The sequence below is a fragment of the Mesorhizobium sp. B2-3-4 genome, assembly GCF_006442315.1.
Classification (GTDB): Bacteria; Pseudomonadota; Alphaproteobacteria; order Rhizobiales; family Rhizobiaceae; genus Mesorhizobium.
Genome location: NZ_VFVY01000003.1, coordinates 63,148 through 81,212 on the forward strand (window position 1 = coordinate 63,148; position 18,065 = coordinate 81,212).

Here is an 18,065-nt window from a genome sequence, read left to right on the forward strand (position 1 = left end):
GTGTGTCAGTTGTGTTTCGCAGCCGGTGAGAAAAATGCGCAAGGCCTCGCGCCTGTTCGAGATCATCCAGATCCTGCGGCTGGCCAGGCAGCCGGTGACGGCGGCAATGATCGCCGGGCAACTGGAGGTGACGATCCGCTCGATATATCGCGACATCGCCGCGCTTCAGGCCATGCGCGTGCCGATCGAGGGCGGGCGTGGCGTCGGCTACATATTGCGCCCGGGTTTCGACCTGCCGCCGCTGATGTTCTCGATCGAGGAAATGGAGGCGATCGTGCTGTCGCTGGCGCTCCTGGAGCGCACCGGAGACGACGAGCTCAAACAGGCGGCAAAACGCGTCGGCGCCAAGATCGCCGGCGCGGTGCCGCCGCCCTTGCGCCAGACGCTGGACGCCAATGCGCTTCATGCCTGGGGTTTCGCGGCGCCTTCAGCGGGCGCGATCGATCTGGCGCTGGTGCGCCGCGCCATCCGCGACGAGGAAAAGCTCGATCTTTCCTACCGCGACGAGATGGGCCGCGCCTCCGAGCGGCTCATTCGCCCGATCGCGCTCATCTACTACGCCGAGGCCGCCAACATCGTCGCCTGGTGCGAGCTGCGTCAGGCGATCCGCAATTTCCGCAGCGACCGCATCGCGGATTGCCGGCCGACTGGCCTGCGCTTCAAGGGCGAAGGCGATCGGCTGCGGCAGGTCTGGGTGGACGGCTGGGAGACGAACGCCGCTGCCAGTGGCTGAGATGTCCTCGCGAGGGAACAGATCTCATATCGCCTGTACGCTTCGGGCGGCAAGACGCTGTCCGCGCAACAGCGCCAGTGCGATTTCCGCCATTGCAAACAGGAGGACGGCGACCAGGAATCCGTTGGTCCCGACATGGACGATCAGCCAGCCGCCGAGCATCGGAAACCCGAAAATGCCCAGGAAATAGGCGACGACGAACCATGTCAGAGCGGCGTTTCGGTGTTCGGCCGGGGCATCGTTCACAGCTTGTGTCTGGATGACTGAATAGACCAGTCCGTAGCCGACGCCCAGCAGGATCGCGCTGGCAATCTGTACCAGAACGCCATAGGCGAGGCCGAAAGCGACAATGACGCCGGCGATCATGATGGCCAGCAGAATGACGGCGACGTGATCGCCCTTGGCACGGCCGATGACCGGCGCCAGCAAGAAGCGGGACGCGACGACGGTAATGGCATAGGCGGCAAAGAATGTGCTGGCCTGAAGCCCGGTGCCGCGGACCAGAGACGTCTGGAAGGTCAACAGCCCACTGAACACACAGGCGCCAAGCCCGACCATCAGTATCGGGTACATGGCCCGTGTACGCAGCAGTGCCGGCAAGGTCCGCACCCAGGCGGTGCCCGCCGCCTTGACCGCCGCAGCGACCGGCCGCACCGCGATGGCCTCGAACAGGGCCAGGAGCAATGCGGCAAGCAGACAGACCAAGGCGACAGCCCCGAATGCCTGTCCGGTGTTGAGCCCGGCCTGGTTGATCAGCGCGCTGGCCGCGATCGGGCTCAGCCCGATGCCGCCCATCTGGAACGCGCCATAGCGCGTAAACCAGAAGCCGCGATCCTGGTCGGTCACGCGCATCGAAAGCGCCATCGGCGCGGCGAGAAAGAAGATGCCCCAGCCAAGGCCGATGAAGAAGCCGGCGACGCCGATCAATGGCGTCAGCGCCGACAACGACGCCAGGCCGAGATAGCCGCAGGCAACCAGAAGTGCGCCAAGCCCGGCCATGCGGCCCGCGCCGAGACGCCAGGCAAACCAGCCGACCAGGGGGACGCCGACCAGCGTGCCCAGCATGGCGCCGCCAAGCGTCGTGCCTGTCTCGATCTCGCTGCCGCCAAGCGCGCGAAAATGCTCGGTGAGAAGGAACGTGGCGCCATAGCCCATCGATGTGAGCAAGGTGGCGACAAAGAGCAAATAGGCGTGCGCTGTACGCATCGGGCTGCACCTTATCCAAGATAACGTCCCGCAAATCCGGGCAATGTGGTACAGTGATCCTTTAAATTCCGATCGACTTACAGGTCCTCTTGGGTCGAGGATCGGGGACCACTTGGGAGGAGTTCATGGCCGACAAGACATCGCGCCGGCACGAGGGGGCAACGCATCTGGTCGACATCGCCATCGACCGCGCGTCGCAGGCCTCGATCGGGCGGCAGCTCTATTTCGTGCTGCGCGATGCGATTGTCTCGGGCCGGATGCCGGCGGGCGCACGGCTGCCATCGACGCGCGCCGCAGCCGGGCTTTGGGGCGTGTCGCGCGGCGTCGTGGTCGAAGCCTATGAAACGCTGTTGAGCGAGAGCTATGTCGTCGGCCATCACGGCTCCGGCACGTTTGTCTCGGCCGACGTGCCGGGGCGACCGGAGCGGGCGCGCCGGACCGCGCGCGCGACAGCAAGAAACGACATCTCGTCGGCAGCGCGCTCGGTCATCGGCAACGCACTGCTCGCTCCGCAGCGCCAGGTGCCGTTCGCCACCGGCCGGGCGGCGCCCGACGACAGGACGCGTGCCGTTCTCAAGCGCCTGGGACATCGCCATCTCGACGCGCTCAGCGACCATTACCGGGATCCGCAGGGCGAGGAACGGCTGCGCGGCGAGGTGGTGACCTATCTCGCAGCGGCCCGCGGCGTGCGCTGCGATCCGGACCGCGTCTTCATCACTTCCGGCTCGCAGCAGGCGATCGATCTTGCCATCCGCACTCTGATCGACAGGGGAGATAGCGTCGCGATCGAGGAACCGGGTTATCCGCCGGCACGGCTGGCCTTCACCGCCGGCGGCGCCAGGCTCGTTCCGATCCCCGTCGACCCGAACGGGATCAACGTAGACCTGCTTGCCGAACGTCCGGAACTTATCCGGGCTGTCTATGTGACGCCCTCGCACCAATACCCGACGGGCACGGTGCTTTCGATGGCGCGGCGCCTGGCCCTCATCGATTGGGCGGCGGCAAAGGGCGCGTGGATTCTCGAGGACGATTACGACAGCGAGTTTCGTTATGATGACCGTCCGCTGGCGGCGCTGCAGGGCGTCGACGAGCATGACCGGGTCATCTATCTCGGCACGTTCAGCAAGGCGTTGCTGCCCGGCCTTCGGCTCGGCTATCTCGTGGTACCGCCGGAGCTGGTGCCGGCCGTTCGCGCCATGCGCGTGTTGCTCGACCGCTTCCCGGCGCCATTCCATCAGCTGGTGGTCGCCGACTTTCTAGGCGAGGGGCATTTTTCCAGCCATCTCAGGCGGCTGCGCGAAAGCTATCGCGCCTCGCGCGACGTGCTGGTGGCGCTGCTTCGCGGCCAATTTGCGGAGCAGCAAGGGATCGGGATCGAAGTGCCCATGCAGGGCGTCCATCTTCTGACCCGATTGCCCCCGGGGTCGGACGATGTCTCAATCGCACAGGCAGCCCGCCGGTCCGGTGTTAGCGTGCTGCCGATCTCCCCGATGCATCTTGCGCCTGAAGTCAGCCACGGTCTTCTTCTCGGCTTTTCCGCCCTGCACGGGGAGGACGCAGCCCCGGCTGTCGGGCGACTGGCCCTGGCCGTCCAAGGGCACGCCGAACACGGATAGGCTCGATCGGCCTAGCGCACGTCCACCCAGCGCTTTTCCTCGAAGGAGCGCGCCATGGCGTGCACCGTGCGCTCGATCTCCAGCCCTTCGGCGAACTCGATGAGCCGCGCCGGCTTGCCGGCAAGCCGCGCCAGCAATTCGTGGCATTCGATGATCTTGAGATCGTTGAAGCCGACGCTGTGGCCCGGCGCCGGCACGAACAGATCATAGGGCTTGTGCTGCGGCGCCACCAGGATGGTGCGATAGCCCTGTTCGGTAGGCCGGTCCGAAGTGAGGTAGAGCTGGAATTCGTTCATCCGCTCCTGGTCGAACAGGATCGAGCCCTTGGAACCGAAGATCTGGATGGCGATGCGGCCCTTGCGGCCCCAGGCCGAGCGGTTGACCAGCAGCGTGCCGGCAATGCCGTTCTCCAGATGCATCAGCACGCTGGCGATGTCGTAGGTCTCGACCGCGCGGCGCCCGCCATCCGCCAGCTTGCGGTCGGCATAGGGCTTGGCCATGTCGCAGATGACGCTGGCGACGCGGCCGAACAATGCCGTCACCAGCGATAGCGGATGCACGGCGAAATCGTCGAGCGCGCCATAGCCGGAGGACGCTTCGTGCTTCCAGAAGAACAGCGCCTCGGGATCGGCCATGAAATCCTCGTCCATCTCGATGCGCAGATGGTTGACCTCGCCGATGATCTTCTCGTCGAGCAGCGTCCCGATGTGGCGTATCGCCGGGCTCTGTATGTAGTTGTAGCCGAGCGCCGCAACCTTGCCCGACGCTTTGGCCGCGGCCGCCATCGCTTCGGCCTCGGCGAAACTCGGCGCCATCGGCTTTTCGCACCACAGATGTTTGCCGGCCTGGAGGACGGCGATGGCCATCTCGGGATGAAACTGGTTGGGCGTCGTCAGCGAGACGACGTCGACCTCCGGATCGGCAATGACGGCCCGCCAGTCGCCGGACGCCTTGGCGAAACCGAATTCGCCGGCCTTGCGCCTGGCGAGATCCTCATTGACCTCGCCCAGATGGACCAGCCGCGGCTTGGCCGCATCGGGGAAGACCGCCCCCACTGCGCTCCACGCGATGGCGTGGCATTTGCCCATGAAGCCCGTGCCGATAAGACCTACGCCGACCATCCGCCTGTTCTCCACTGCTTGAGCATCGCGTGGATGAATTAATCCATTTTTCTACGGAATGGAATGTCTGTCTCATTTTTTATGGTGTTCTTGCGCAGGCCCGCTATGATGGGGCACAGAGAGCGTTCCAGAGCCGAAGCACGATGCCTGGACAAACGGAGACGTCTGTCCGCGAAACCCGCATCATGCTCCAGACAGGCCTGAGCAGGGCGACGATGGACGAACAGGTACCTCGCGACTTCGAGACGCTGCGCGCCACGATCCTTGATCGGCGCGAGAGCTTGCCCAAGCGGATCGCCCAGATCGCCGCCTATGCGCTCGACAATCCCGACGACATAGCCTTCGGCACGGCCGCCAGCATCGCCGCCTCGGCCGGCGTGCAGCCCTCGACACTGATCCGTTTTGCCCAGCAACTCGGTTTCGACGGCTTCACCAGCCTGCAGCAGGTGTTTCGCGAGCGGCTGCGCGAGCGCAATTCTTCCTACGACGAGCGCTTGCAGGCGCTGCGCGCCAAGGCCGAGGGCGGCGCTGGTCACCGGGCGATCTTCGATGGCTTCATCGCCGCCGCCAGCACCTCGCTCAACGACATTTCGCGCACGCTCGACGACGCCCATCTGGAAGAGGCGATTTCGCTGCTGGCAAAGGCGCAGACCATCTACGTCCTGGCCAAGCGGCGTTCCTATCCGGTCGCGACCTACATCGCCTATGCGCTGGGCAAGCTGAAGATCCGCAACCAGCTGATCGAATCGGCGGCCGGCCTCAACGCCGAGATGGTCGGCTTCGCCACGCCGGCGGATGCCGTCATCGCCATCAGCTTCTCGCCCTACGCGCCGGCCACGATCGAGGAGGCCCGCACCATTTCCGAGCAAGGCGTGCCGATCGTTGCCATCACCGACAGTTCTTTCTCGCCGCTGGCCCAGTTCGCCAGGGTCTGGTTCGAAGTCGCGGAAGCCGATTTCGCCGGCTTCCGCTCCCTGTCGGCGACGATGGCGCTGGCCATGGCGCTGACGGTCGGCGTCGGCGAGAAACGGCGCGACGTGGGTCGCAAGCGCAAGGCGTGACCGGGACGCCCGGAACATCGAATTCACGAAGGAACACTCATTCCATATTGACTATGGATTGGAATTATTATTTCATATTGCTGGCGCCACGCAGCCGCTAGCGCGTGTCCCCCAACTACGTTGCTCAAGACGACAAGACTGACGGGAGGTTCCAATGAGCGAAGCCGTGGACGCAAGACAGGCGCCGCTCGACGTCATCACCATCGGTCGCGCATCCGTCGACCTCTATGGCCAGCAGATCGGTTCGCGGCTGGAGGACATCACCTCTTTCGCCAAGTCGGTCGGCGGCTGTCCGGCCAACATCTCGGTCGGCACGGCGCGGCTCGGGCTGCGCTCGGCGCTGCTGACGCGCGTCGGCGACGAGCAGATGGGCCGCTTCATCCGCGAGCAGCTGAAACGCGAAGGCGTCAACACCGACGGGCTGAAGACCGACAAGGAACGGCTCACCGCGCTGGTGCTGCTTTCGGTCGAGAGCGAAGGCGTCTCGCCGATGATCTTCTACCGCTCGGATTGCGCCGACATGGCGCTGGCCGAAGAGGACATCGATGAGGCGTTCATCGCCTCGGCGCGCGCCATCGTCGTCACCGGCACGCATTTTTCCCGTCCCAACAGCGACGCCGCCCAGCGCAAGGCGATCCGCATCATGAAGGCCAAGGGCGGCAAGGTGGTCTTCGACATCGATTACCGGCCGAACCTGTGGGGCCTTGCCGGCCATGCAGAGGGTTTCGAGCGTTATGTGAAGTCGGACCGGGTCTCGGCCCAGTTGAAGACGGTGCTGCCCGATTGCGATCTCATCGTCGGCACCGAGGAGGAGATCATGATCGCGTCGGGCGCAGACGACTGCCTGAGCGCGCTGAAGACGATCCGCTCGCTGTCCGCGGCGACCATCGTGCTGAAGCGCGGCGCCATGGGCTGCATCGTCTATGACGGGCCGATCAGCGACGACCTCGAGGACGGCATCGTCGGCGAGGGGTTCCCGATCGAGATCTACAATGTGCTGGGCGCCGGCGATGCCTTCATGTCCGGTCTGCTGCGCGGCTGGCTCGGCGGCGAAAGTTTCAAGACCGCGGCGACCTGGGCCAATGCCTGCGGCGCCTTCGCCGTGTCGCGGCTGCTCTGCGCGCCGGAATATCCGACCTTCGAGGAGTTGCAGTTCTTCCTCAAGAACGGCAGCAGGCATCGCGCGCTGCGCAAGGACGAGGCGATCAACCACATCCATTGGGCAACGACACGCCGCCGCGACATCCCTTCGCTGATGGCGCTCGCCTGCGACCACCGTGTGCAGCTCGAGGACGTCGCGGCCAAGACCGGCGCCGATCCCGCGCGCATCCGCGATTTCAAGGTGCTGGCGGTCAAGGCGGCGGCCAAGGTCGCCGCCGGGCGCGACGGCTACGGCATGCTGATCGACGAGAAGCATGGCCGCGAGGCGATGTTCGAATTCGCCAGGCATCCTTTCGCCTGGCTCGGCCGGCCGGTGGAACTGCCGGGCTCGCGGCCGCTGCGCTTCGAATTCTCGCAGGATATCGGCTCGCAGCTCGTCGAATGGCCGGTCGATCACTGCATAAAATGCCTGTGCTTCTACCATCCCGACGATCCGGCCGACCTCAAGGAAGAACAGCAGCAGAAGCTCAAGAGCCTTTACGAGGCCGCCCGCAAAGTAGGCCGCGAGTTGCTGGTCGAGATCATCGCCGGCAAGAACGGCAAGCTCGACGACACGACCATCCCGCGCGCGCTGGAAGAACTCTATGCGCTCGGCATCAAGCCGGACTGGTGGAAGCTGGAGCCGCAGGCGTCGAGCGGCGCCTGGGCCAGGATCGAGGCCGTCATCCTGAAGCACGATCCCTGGTGCCGGGGCATCGTGCTGCTCGGGCTGGAAGCGCCGCAGGACGAGCTGGAGGCGGCCTTCGCGGCCACCGCCAAGGCGCCGATCGTCAAGGGCTTCGCCGTCGGCCGCACCATCTTCGTACACGCCGCCGAACAGTGGCTTTCCGGCAGGATGTCGGATGACGAGGCGGTCGCCGACATGGCGTCGCGCTTCGAACAGCTGACCGAAGCCTGGCTTGCCGCGCGCGGCCGCAAGGCGGCATAACAAGACGCTGGCACAGACAGGCGGCATCAAGGACTGCGGAGGAAACATCATGAGCAAGACAATCCGCCTGACGATGGCGCAGGCGCTGACCCGCTTCCTCAGCCGCCAGATGACCGAGATCGACGGCAAGAAAGTGCCGATCTTCGGCGGCGTCTGGGCGATCTTTGGCCATGGCAATGTCGCGGGCATCGGCGAGGCGCTGTACCAGGTGCGCGACGAACTGCCGACCTTCCGCGCCCACAATGAACAGGCGATGGCGCATGCCGCGATCGCCTATGGCAAGGCCAATTTCCGCCGCCGCTTCATGGCCGCGACCTCCTCGATAGGTCCGGGCGCGTTGAACATGGTGACGGCGGCCGCGCTCGCCCATGTAAACAGGTTGCCCGTCCTGTTCCTGCCCGGCGACGTCTTCGCCAACCGCATTCCCGACCCGGTGCTGCAGCAGGCCGAGGATTTTTCCGACGGCACGGCGACGGTCAATGATTGCTTCCGCCCGGTGTCGCGCTATTTCGACCGCATCACCCGGCCCGAGCAGATCATCCCGGCGCTCAGCCGCGCCATGCAGGTGCTGACCGACCCGGCCGAATGTGGCCCGGTGACGCTGTCGCTCTGCCAGGACGTGCAGGCCGAGGCCTACGACTATCCCGAGAGCTTTTTCGCCGAGCGCGTCTGGCACCAGCGCCGGCCGCGTCCGGATCGCCACGAGCTTGCCGCCGCCGTCGCGGCACTCAAGGGCGCGAAGAAGCCGCTGGTGATCGCCGGCGGCGGCGTGCTCTATTCGCAGGCCTCCGACGAACTGGCCAAATTCGTCGAAGCTGCCGGCATTCCGGTCTGCGAGACGCAGGGCGGCAAATCCTCGCTGCCGGACGATCACAGGCTCAACATGGCCGCGGTCGGCGTCACCGGCACATCGGCCGCCAACCGGCTGGCGGAGGAGGCCGATGTCGTACTTGCCATCGGCACGCGGCTCCAGGATTTCACCACCGGATCATGGGCGCTGTTCAAGAATTCCGGCAAGACCATCATCGGGCTCAACGTGCAGCCCTTCGATGCCGGCAAGCACCGCGCGCTGCCCCTGGTCGCGGACGCGGCCGAAGGCCTGGCCGAACTGGGCGCCGCACTGAAGGGCTGGAAGGCGCCAACCGCCTGGACCGAAAATGCGGCCAGCGGCAAGAAGGCCTGGCAGGCCGACGCGGCCAAGGTGACGGCGTCGACCAACGCCGCTTTCCCGTCCGACGCGCAGGTCATCGGCGCCGTGCAGCGCTCCATGGGATCCGGCGTGACGCTGCTCCATGCCGCCGGCGGGTTGCCGGGCGAATTGCACAAGCTCTGGCAGGCGGGTGCGCCGGGCTCCTACCACGCCGAGTACGGCTTCTCGACCATGGGTTACGAAATCGCCGGCGGGCTCGGCACCAAGATGGCCAAGCCAAACGAGGAAGTCGTCGTCATGATCGGCGACGGCTCCTATCTGATGCTGAATTCAGAGATCGCCACCTCTGTCATGCTCGGCCTGAAGCTCACCATCGTGCTGCTCGACAACAGGGGTTTTGGTTGCATCAACCGGCTGCAGATGGCCACCGGCGGCGCCAACTTCAACAATCTCCTGAAAGACTCGCGCCACGAGATCCTGCCCGATGTCGACTTTGCCGCCCATGCCGCCAGCATGGGCGCGATAGCGGAGAAAGTGCCGTCGATCGCCGGGCTCGAAAACGCGTTGCGGAGGGCCAGGACGAACGACCGCACCACCGTGCTGGTCATCGACACCGATCCGCTGGTTTCGACCGATGCCGGCGGCCACTGGTGGGACGTGGCGGTGCCAGAGGTGTCGGCGCGGCCGCAGGTGAACGCAGCCCGCAAGGCCTATGACGAGAAGCGGCAAATGCAGAGCGTCGGCGATTGAACGTTGGCGCCGACGACGAGAGAATGACTGTTCTGGAACCGGAGTGACGACTTGAAAGCCAAACTGGGCATGTCCCCCATCGCGTGGTGGAACGACGATCTTGCGGAGTTGAGCGACGACGTCTCGCTGGAAGAGTGCCTGCGCCAATCGCGCTCGGCCGGCTTCACCGGCATGGAGATGGGCCGGCGCTTTCCCAACGACCCCGCTGTCATGCTGCCGATCCTGAAGGCAGCCGACGTGACGCTGTGCGGCGGCTGGTTTTCCGGCACGCTGGTCGATGAGGAGATGGGCAGGAATAAGGACCGGATCCTGCCGATGATCGAGCTGTTCAAGGCGGTCAATGCGCCGTGCATCGTCTATGGCGAGGTCGGCCGCTCGATCCAGGGCGACCGTTCCAAACCGCTCGCCACCAAGCCGAAGCTTTCCGGTGACGAGATGAAGGCCTATGCGCGGCGCCTGACCGAGTTCGGCGAATGGTGCGCCGGGCAAGGCATGCCGCTTTCCTACCATCACCACATGGCGGCGGTGGTCGAGACCGAGCCGGAGCTCGACGCCTTCATGCGCCATTCCGGCGAAGGCATTCCGCTGCTGCTCGATGCCGGCCATCTGGCTTTTGCCGGCGGCGACGTGCTGCGCGCCATCGACAATCATCACAAGCGCATCAGCCATGTCCATGTGAAGGATGTGCGCATGGATGTGATCGAGGGGCTCGATCGCACCAAACAGTCCTTCCTCGACGCCGTGGCGCTCGGCGCCTTCACCGTGCCGGGCGACGGTTCGCTCGATTTCGGCGCCATCGTGCAGCGCTTCGCCGATCACGACTATGAAGGCTGGTTCGTGGTCGAGGCCGAGCAGGACCCGAGGAAGAACCCGCCGCTGAAAATGGCGCAGGTCGGCCACAAGGAATTGATGCGGGTGATGACCGCAGCCGGCTACACGGTCGAGACGCAGGGCTTCCCGAATACTTGAAGGCTGGATTGGTTGCCACGGGCGGCTTATCTGAGGCCTGGTCCAGCAACTCTCGGATGGCGCGATGAAAGATTACGAACACCCGTTCTTCCGGCCGCTCTGGCGGCGCGTTGCCGTCGTTGCGGTCTGCCTGGTCTGGTCGGTCATCGAATTCGCCTCCGGCACGCCGTTCTGGGGCGTCATCGCGCTCGGCTTCGCCGGCTATGCCGTCTGGCAGTTTTTTTATCTCTACAAGCCGGTTGATGAGAGCAAGGCGACGGCCGAGGCCGAACCGAAGGAGTAACTGATCGCATGCGTTGGCGATTAGCTTGCGGCGCGCCGACCAAAGATCTGCAATGGCCCTTTCGAACAGACGGCTTGGCTTCACGGAGCCCCTCACGCCAGTGGAATAGGAGAGACAACAATGTCGAAACTGCTCGTCAAAGCCGACAAGGGCAATGGCCGCGTCGCGCATGTGACGCCGCAAAGCGCCGGATGGACCTATGTCGGTTTCGACCTGCACCGGCTGAAGCCGGGCCAGAACGCCTCGGGTAGCACCGGCGACCGCGAGGTCTGCCTGGTCTTCGTCACCGGCAAGGGCACGGTCACGGCCGGCGGCAAGGACCTCGGCCTGCTCGGAGAACGTATGTCGCCCTTCGAAGGCAAGCCGTGGTCCGTCTACGTGCCTCAGGGCTCGGACTGGTCGGTGGCGGCGGACATGGAACTCGAACTCGCGGTCTGCTCGGCGCCGGGCTCAAGCGGCGGACTGCCGGTTCGCGTCATTGCGCCCGACGATCTCGGCCAGGAGGTACGCGGCAAGGGCACCAACACGCGCTATGTCACCAACATCCTGCCGGAAGGCCAGCCGGCCGACTCGCTGCTGGTGGTCGAGGTCATCACCCCCGGCGGCCACACCTCGAGCTATCCACCGCACAAGCACGACCAGGACAATCTGCCCGCCGAATCCTATCTCGAGGAGACCTACTACCATCGCCTCAACCCGCCGCAGGGCTTTGCCTTCCAGCGCGTCTATACCGACGCCGGCAAGGATGGCCGGCGCGCGCTCGACGAAGCCATGGCGATCGAGGACGGCGATGTCGTTCTGGTGCCCGAGGGATATCATCCCTGCGCGGCGTGCCACGGCTATGACCTCTATTACCTCAACGTCATGGCCGGTCCGAAGCGGACGTGGAAATTCCACAATGCACCCGAGCATGAATGGTTGATGAAGGCGTGAGCCGACCATTTCGGCCGAAATCGTTGGTTCAGTCCGGAAAAATCGTCGGCTAAGGACTCCTGGGGTCGCTTTGCCTTCGAAAACCCTTGAAAGCTTCGTCAATCCGTCATGGAAATCACCTATGGCAGCGGGTTAGTGCATGTCTCCCAAAAGTGTTCAGCGGTTTTGGGAGCAAGACATGCGCCAGATGAAGGCTTAAAGCGCGTTCCTGCGCGCTTTAACGAGGACTTTCCATGCGCTACGCCATCTATTTCACCCCCAGGCAGGACGAACCGCTGGCGCGGATCGCCGCCAACTGGCTGGGCCGGGATCCCTTCGGCGCCGCGACCAGGCCGGTCGAGGCCGTTGCCGAGCTGTCGGCGGCGGAAGTGGCCTTCCACACGGCCTCGGCGCGCCGCTATGGTTTCCACGCGACGCTGAAGGCGCCGTTCCGCCTCGCCGCCAACGAGACCGAGGCCTCGCTGCGCGCCGCGCTCGACCATTTTGCCGAAGCGACGCCCGTGGTGACCATCCCGCGTCTTGTCGTCAGCCAGATCGACGGCTTCTTTGCGCTGGTGCCGGATGGTCCACAGCCTTCGCTCAACCGCTTCGCCGACGACGTGGTCCGCGATTTTGACCGGTTCCGCGCGCCGCTGACCGAGGCCGAGATCGAGCGGCGCAGCCCGGACTCGCTGAAGCCGGCCGAGTTTCGCAATCTCTGCCAGTGGGGCTACCCCTATGTGTTCGAGACCTTCCGCTTTCACATGACGCTGTCAGGCCGGGCAGGGCCACAGGAAAGCCCCCGTCTCAGCGCAGCAATCGACAGCCTGTTCGCAGAGGTGTTGCGTCAACCTGTGCTGGTGGACGCGCTGACATTGTTTGTCGAACCCGAGCCCGGTGCGCCGTTCATGGTGCTTTCCCAGCACGCGCTCGGGCGCCGGCCGGCGCGAAAGACCGCCTGAACGATCGCCGAGAGATAGCCAAGAGCAAGGACTGCCTGAAATGACCGCCGAAACCGTTCTTACCAACGCCCGCATCGTGCTTGCCGACGAGATCGTCGAGGGGTCGCTGGTGCTGCGCGACGGCCTTGTCGCCGGCATCGACGCGGGTGTTGCCCGCACTGGCGAGGACATGGGCGGCGATTACATCATTCCCGGGCTGGTCGAACTGCACACCGACCATCTCGAAGGCCATTACGCGCCGCGGCCGAAGGTGCGCTGGAATCCGATCGCCGCGGTGTTGGCGCATGACGCTCAGGTGGCGACCGCCGGCATCACCACCGTGCTCGATGCCTTGCGCGTCGGCATGGACGAGGACGCCGACCTCACCTCGGACGATATCCGCAAGCTCGCCGACGCGATCGAGGACAGCGTCCAGCAGGAGCGGCTCAGGGCCGACCATTTCATCCATCTGCGCTGCGAGGTCTCGGCACCGGACTGCCTCAAGGCCTTCGCCAATTTCGAGACCGACGACCGGGTCAAGCTGGCATCGCTGATGGATCATGCGCCGGGCCAGCGCCAGTTCGTCAATCTCGAGACCTATGCCTATTACTATCAGCGCAAGCTGAAGCTCTCGGATCAGGATTTCAAGAAATTCTGCGAGAAGCGGATGGGCGAATCGGCGCGCAATTCCGGACCGAACCGCGTCTTCATCGCCGCCGCCTGCCAGGAGCGCGGCATCGTGCTCGCCAGCCATGACGATGCCACTTCGGCTCATGTCGATGAGGCCATCGAGCAGGGCGTGCGGGTCGCCGAATTCCCGACCACGCAGGAGGCTGCGCGTGCGTCCAAGGCCGCCGGGCTCGGCGTGCTGATGGGCGCCCCCAACGTCATGCGCGGCGCCTCGCATTCGGGCAATGTCTCCGCGCGTACCTTGGCCCGCGACGGCCTTCTCGACATATTGTCATCCGACTACATCCCCTTCAGCCTGATCCAGTCGGCCTTCTTCCTCGGCGACATGGTCGAAGGAATTTCGCTGCCGCAGGCGGTCGCCATGGTGTCGAAGAACCCGGCCGAGGCCATCGGCCTCGATGACCGTGGCATCATCGAGCAGGGCCGCCGCGCCGATCTGGTGCGCGTGCGCGTCGACGATCATGTTCCGGTCGTGCGCACCGTCTGGCGCCAGGGGCGCCGGGTGGCATGATGGTGTCGGCCTTGATCGAGCGCGAACTGTCCGCCGAGACCTTTCCGATCCGTCACGGCGTCTTCGTCGCCGTCGTCGGCCCCAGCGGCGCCGGCAAGGACACGGTGATCGGCTACGCCAAGGCGCTTTTCGCCGACGAGACCCAAATCGAATTCGTGCGCCGCGTCATCACCAGGCCGAGCGATACGGCGAGCGAGGATCACGACACGCTGGCCGACGCCGCCTTCGCCGAGGCCGAGGCAGACGGCGCCTTCGCCATCTCCTGGGAAGCGCATGGCCTGCGCTATGGCCTGCCCGCCGATGTCGACTGGTCGGTTTCAAACGGCCACGTCGCGGTGGCCAACGTGTCGCGGGCGGTAATCCCCACCTTGCGCGAACGCTATGCCAACCTGGCGATCGTGGAGATCACCGCCTCGCCCGAAGTGCTGGCGGAGCGCCTGGCGATGCGCGGCCGCGAGTCGCGCGGCGAAGTGCTGGCCCGGCTGGCGCGCAGCGCCAACATCACCCTGTCCGGTCCAGGCGTCACCTCCATCGACAACAGCGGTCCACGCGAGGCAGCCGGCGAGCGCTTCGCCGAAGTGCTGCGCAAGGCGATGGCCTTTTCCGACATGTCGGGCCTGATCTAGGGCAATCCCGGGGAAGTGCGTAACGGTTCCCGGGACAAGCGCGTGGCGCTTGCCCTAGGGAATTGGGTGAAAACCAAAGAGTTTGAGCCTATTGCGCCGGGGCTCGCCGGCGCTGGCGCGTCACTTGTTGAAGTTGGTGATGAACTGCTTGAACTGCTGCGTGGGTGGTCTGGCGAACATTTCCTTGGGCTCGCCCAGCGAATCCACCTCGCCCTTGTGAAGGAACATCACCTTGCTCGACACGTCGCGGGCAAAGCCCATTTCATGGGTCACGACCAGCATGGTGCGCCCTTCTTCCGCAAGCGAGCGCATGACCCGCAGCACCTCGCCGACCAGTTCGGGATCAAGCGCCGAGGTCGGCTCGTCGAAAAGCATCACCTTGGGGTTCATCGCGAGCGCCCGCGCGATTGCCGCGCGCTGCTGCTGGCCGCCAGACATGTGAGGCGGATAATAGTTGCGGCGCTCCCAAATGCCGACGCGTTTCAGCAAGGCTTCCGCCTGCTCCAGGCATTCGGCGCGCGGGCGCTTCTGTACATGCACCGGCGCGGCGACAAGGTTTTCCAGCACGGTCATGTGCGACCACAGATTGAAGCTCTGGAAAACCATGGCGAGGTCGGCGCGAATCCGTTCCACCTGGCGGATATCGGCCGGCGTCTGATGGCCACCCTGGCCCGACTTCATCCGAATGAGTTCGCCGCCCACCCATACTTCCCCGGAATCAGGGGTCTCCAGCAGATTGATACAGCGCAGCAGCGTGCTCTTTCCGGACCCCGAGGAGCCGAGGATCGAGATGACATCGCCCTTGTGGGCTTCGAGCGAAATGCCCTTGAGCACCTCGTGGTCGCCGAAACATTTGCGCATCTCCTTGACCGAGATGGCCGACGTCGCGTCGTGGGATGGTTCCGCTTTCGCGGCTGCGGCGGGACTTGCCGACATCACAACACCTCCGGGACGGGCTTGATCTGCTGGGACTGGTCTGGGGCCGGGCGCAGATGCGGCGAGAGCACGTATTCGACCCAGGCAAACAGCCTCGCGATCGACAGGTTGAGCAGCAGGTAGATCACGCCGGCGCAGGTCAGCACCTCGATCGGCCGGAACGTGTCGTGCTGGATCTTCTGCGCCGTTCCCATCATCTCCATGATCGTGACCACGGACGCGAGCGCCGTCGCCTTCGTCATCAGGATGATCTCGGTCGAATAGGCCGGCAGCGCCAGCCGCAGCGCGATCGGCAGCGTGACAATGCGGAAGCGGGTAAACGCCGACATGCCGAACGCCTTCGCCGCCTCGATCTGCCCGACCGGCACGGCCCTGAGCGCGCCCCGGAAGATCTCGCTCTCATAAGCGGCCGTGTTCAAGGCCATGGCGACGATCGTGCAATACATGGGATCGCGCAGGATCGGCCACAGGATCGGGCTATGCCGCACGAAATCGAACTGCGAGAGCCCGAAATAGATCAGATAGAGCTGCACCAGCAGCGGCGATCCGCGAAAGACGAAGACATAGGCGCGGGTGAAATATTCGCCGGATCTGTACCCCGATGCCCGTAGCCAGGTCAGGCCGGTGGCGATGACCAGGCCGAAAGCAATGCCGAAAAACCAGATCTCGAGCGTCAGCGGCAGTGCTTTCAGCACGCTCCACATGGTCGAAAGGTAGAAGTCGTAATCCACCGCCACCTCTTACTTCGGACGCAGAAAGCTGCGTGAGGTGTAACGCTCGGCCTTTTCGAAGATCGGCGTCGAGATCGACGTCATCACCAGGTAAAGGATGCCGGCGACGGTATAGAAAAGCAGCGAATGGTGCGTTGAACGCGCCGCCTTGTTCGCCGTCAGCATCAGCTCGGCGACGCCGGTGACCGAGATGAGAGCTGAGTCCTTGATGGTCAGCTGCCAGACATTGCCCAGCCCCGGCACCGCCAGACGCAGCACCTGCGGCATGATCACGAGGCGAAAACGCAGCCAGGCCGACATGCCGTAGGCGCGCGCCGCCTCCAGCTCGCCGCGATGGATCGCCAGGAACGATCCGCGGAAAACCTCGGCCTGGTACGCGCCCGAAATGATGCCGACCGCCAGGACACCGCCCAGGAAGCTCGGCATATTCACAATGTCGGTCGGCCCTATCGATCCCGTGGACCTCGCCACGCCCGTCAGCACCTGCGTGCCGCCGTAGTAGAATAGGTAGATGATCAGAAGTTCCGGCTCGCCGCGGAACACGGTGGTGTAGCTCTCGCCGAGAAATCTCAACCTGCCGCGATGCGAAAGCTTGGCCGCCGCCACCAGCGATCCCAGCACCGCACCGATCACCATCGAGACCGAGGTCACCGCCAGGGTCCAGCCGATGCCCCAGAGCAATTGCACGCCCCAGCCTGCGGCCAACAGGTCATAGGCCGTCGATATCTGTTCCAGCAGGCTATTCAGAAACTCCACGCACGTCTCCCTCCGGGCGCCGAGATATGCTGCGACTACACCTCAATGCCGGACGGGAGCAGCCAAGGCTGCTCCCGTTGCGACATCACTTGGTGATGTCGATCTTGAACCACTGCATGCTGTACTTCGACACCGATCCGTCATCGAGGGCGGCCTTGAGGGCCTTGTTGTAGATGTCCTGCAGATCCTTGTCGGTCTTGCGGAAAGCGGCGCCGATACCCGGTCCCAGGATCGGGCCGCCCTTGAACTGCGGCCCGACGAATTCGAGATCCTTGGCGTCGGGCTTGGCCAGCGTGCCGAGGAAGTAGGTGGTGTCGGCGAAAGCCACGTCGAGGCGGCCCGCCATCAGGTCGAGGTCATGCTCGTCCGTGGTCTTGTATTCATGGACGCTGGCGACATCCTTGAGATACTTGTCGGCGAAGGTCGCTTCCGTGGTCGAAACCTGCAGGCCGACATTCTTGCCGGTGAGTTCCTTGCGCAAGGTGTCGAGGGCCGCCTTGGATTCGGCGTCGTCCTTGGAGAGGTCGATCATCTTGCCGCTGTTGGAGAGCTGCGCCAGCGGTCCGTTCTTGTCGGCGAGGAAGGCCACAGGGGACGAGGCGTAGGGAATCGAGAAATCGATGGTCTTCAGGCGTTCCTCGGTAATCGACATGCCGTCCATGACGATGTCGAACTTGCCCGCGGTCAGGCCGGGGATGACGCCGTCCCAGTCCTGCGCCACGATGTTGCATTCCAGCTTCGCGCGGCCGCAGACGTCGTTCAGTATGTCGACTTCGAACCCGACGATCTTGCCGCTGGCATCCGTCTGGTTCCAGGGGGCATAGGAGCCCTCCATCGCCACGGTGACGGTTTTCCAGTCCTTGGCCATCGCCGGGGTCGAACAGGTGAGCGCCAGCGCGGCGAGCGCCATCCAACGTGATGATTTCACGGTATTCCCTCCCATTTTGTGTTCTTGAAGCATGTGATGCCAATTGCTTAGCCCAG

General features: G+C 64.6%; 17 protein-coding genes. 11 read left to right on the forward strand and 6 right to left on the reverse strand.

Annotated elements, in window-relative coordinates; translation table 11 throughout:
• Window positions 1-34: 34 nt before the first annotated feature.
• Complete coding sequence (locus tag FJ967_RS06500; RefSeq protein ID WP_140730894.1) at window positions 35-733, forward strand: YafY family protein; 699 nt, start codon at window positions 35-37, stop codon at window positions 731-733.
• Window positions 734-757: 24 nt separating this feature from the next.
• Here FJ967_RS06500 and FJ967_RS06505 read toward each other — a convergent pair whose 3' ends face one another.
• Window positions 758-1,939, reverse strand: a complete 1,182-nt coding sequence (locus FJ967_RS06505) for an MFS transporter (RefSeq protein ID WP_140730895.1) — start codon at window positions 1,937-1,939, stop codon at window positions 758-760.
• A 125-nt stretch (window positions 1,940-2,064) separates the two neighbouring features.
• On the opposite strand from FJ967_RS06505, the gene FJ967_RS06510 reads away from it, so the two are divergent.
• Complete coding sequence (locus FJ967_RS06510) at window positions 2,065-3,555, forward strand: PLP-dependent aminotransferase family protein (protein WP_140730896.1); 1,491 nt, start codon at window positions 2,065-2,067, stop codon at window positions 3,553-3,555.
• An 11-nt stretch (window positions 3,556-3,566) separates the two neighbouring features.
• Here FJ967_RS06510 and FJ967_RS06515 read toward each other — a convergent pair whose 3' ends face one another.
• Window positions 3,567-4,676 carry a Gfo/Idh/MocA family oxidoreductase gene (locus FJ967_RS06515; protein WP_140730897.1) on the reverse strand — a complete coding sequence of 370 codons (1,110 nt, stop codon included), beginning with the start codon at window positions 4,674-4,676 and terminating at the stop codon, window positions 3,567-3,569.
• A gap of 215 nt (window positions 4,677-4,891) precedes the next feature.
• Here FJ967_RS06515 and FJ967_RS06520 point away from each other — a divergent pair, with 215 nt between their 5' ends.
• From FJ967_RS06520 to phnN, 9 genes are all read left to right on the forward strand, one after another.
• Entirely contained in the window at window positions 4,892-5,737 is an 846-nt protein-coding gene (locus FJ967_RS06520) for a MurR/RpiR family transcriptional regulator (protein ID WP_140731136.1), read from the forward strand.
• Between the two features lie 154 nt (window positions 5,738-5,891).
• Window positions 5,892-7,826: a 5-dehydro-2-deoxygluconokinase gene (iolC, locus tag FJ967_RS06525; protein ID WP_140730898.1), complete on the forward strand. Its 1,935-nt coding sequence runs from the start codon at window positions 5,892-5,894 to the stop codon at window positions 7,824-7,826.
• A 49-nt stretch (window positions 7,827-7,875) separates the two neighbouring features.
• A complete protein-coding gene (iolD, locus tag FJ967_RS06530; protein WP_140730899.1) occupies window positions 7,876-9,726 on the forward strand; it encodes a 3D-(3,5/4)-trihydroxycyclohexane-1,2-dione acylhydrolase (decyclizing) in 1,851 nt (616 codons plus the stop codon).
• Window positions 9,727-9,777: 51 nt separating this feature from the next.
• The gene (iolE, locus tag FJ967_RS06535; RefSeq protein WP_140730900.1) at window positions 9,778-10,695 is read left to right on the forward strand and encodes a myo-inosose-2 dehydratase; all 918 of its coding nucleotides are present in this window, start codon (window positions 9,778-9,780) and stop codon (window positions 10,693-10,695) included.
• Window positions 10,696-10,759: 64 nt separating this feature from the next.
• A complete protein-coding gene (locus tag FJ967_RS06540; RefSeq protein WP_140730901.1) occupies window positions 10,760-10,978 on the forward strand; it encodes a DUF3329 domain-containing protein in 219 nt (72 codons plus the stop codon).
• A gap of 120 nt (window positions 10,979-11,098) precedes the next feature.
• Complete coding sequence (gene iolB / locus FJ967_RS06545) at window positions 11,099-11,911, forward strand: 5-deoxy-glucuronate isomerase (protein ID WP_140730902.1); 813 nt, start codon at window positions 11,099-11,101, stop codon at window positions 11,909-11,911.
• A 233-nt stretch (window positions 11,912-12,144) separates the two neighbouring features.
• The gene (locus FJ967_RS06550) at window positions 12,145-12,852 is read left to right on the forward strand and encodes a DUF1045 domain-containing protein (RefSeq protein ID WP_140730903.1); all 708 of its coding nucleotides are present in this window, start codon (window positions 12,145-12,147) and stop codon (window positions 12,850-12,852) included.
• Between the two features lie 40 nt (window positions 12,853-12,892).
• Window positions 12,893-14,032, forward strand: coding sequence for an alpha-D-ribose 1-methylphosphonate 5-triphosphate diphosphatase (locus FJ967_RS06555; RefSeq protein WP_140730904.1), 1,140 nt, complete (start codon window positions 12,893-12,895; stop codon window positions 14,030-14,032).
• Entirely contained in the window at window positions 14,029-14,658 is a 630-nt protein-coding gene (gene phnN / locus FJ967_RS06560) for a phosphonate metabolism protein/1,5-bisphosphokinase (PRPP-forming) PhnN (protein ID WP_181175689.1), read from the forward strand. The genes FJ967_RS06555 and phnN overlap by 4 nt, the downstream gene beginning before the upstream one ends.
• Window positions 14,659-14,778: 120 nt before the next feature.
• Here phnN and FJ967_RS06565 read toward each other — a convergent pair whose 3' ends face one another.
• From FJ967_RS06565 to FJ967_RS06580, 4 genes are all read right to left on the reverse strand, one after another.
• Window positions 14,779-15,594, reverse strand: coding sequence for an ATP-binding cassette domain-containing protein (locus tag FJ967_RS06565; RefSeq protein WP_140730905.1), 816 nt, complete (start codon window positions 15,592-15,594; stop codon window positions 14,779-14,781).
• The gene (locus FJ967_RS06570) at window positions 15,594-16,325 is read right to left on the reverse strand and encodes an ABC transporter permease subunit (protein ID WP_140730906.1); all 732 of its coding nucleotides are present in this window, start codon (window positions 16,323-16,325) and stop codon (window positions 15,594-15,596) included. Before FJ967_RS06570 ends, FJ967_RS06565 begins: the two co-directional genes overlap by 1 nt.
• Before the next feature lie 9 nt (window positions 16,326-16,334).
• The gene (locus FJ967_RS06575) at window positions 16,335-17,081 is read right to left on the reverse strand and encodes an ABC transporter permease subunit (protein WP_246675195.1); all 747 of its coding nucleotides are present in this window, start codon (window positions 17,079-17,081) and stop codon (window positions 16,335-16,337) included.
• An 85-nt stretch (window positions 17,082-17,166) separates the two neighbouring features.
• The gene (locus FJ967_RS06580) at window positions 17,167-18,009 is read right to left on the reverse strand and encodes a transporter substrate-binding domain-containing protein (protein ID WP_246675196.1); all 843 of its coding nucleotides are present in this window, start codon (window positions 18,007-18,009) and stop codon (window positions 17,167-17,169) included.
• Between the last annotated feature and the right edge of the window lie 56 nt (window positions 18,010-18,065).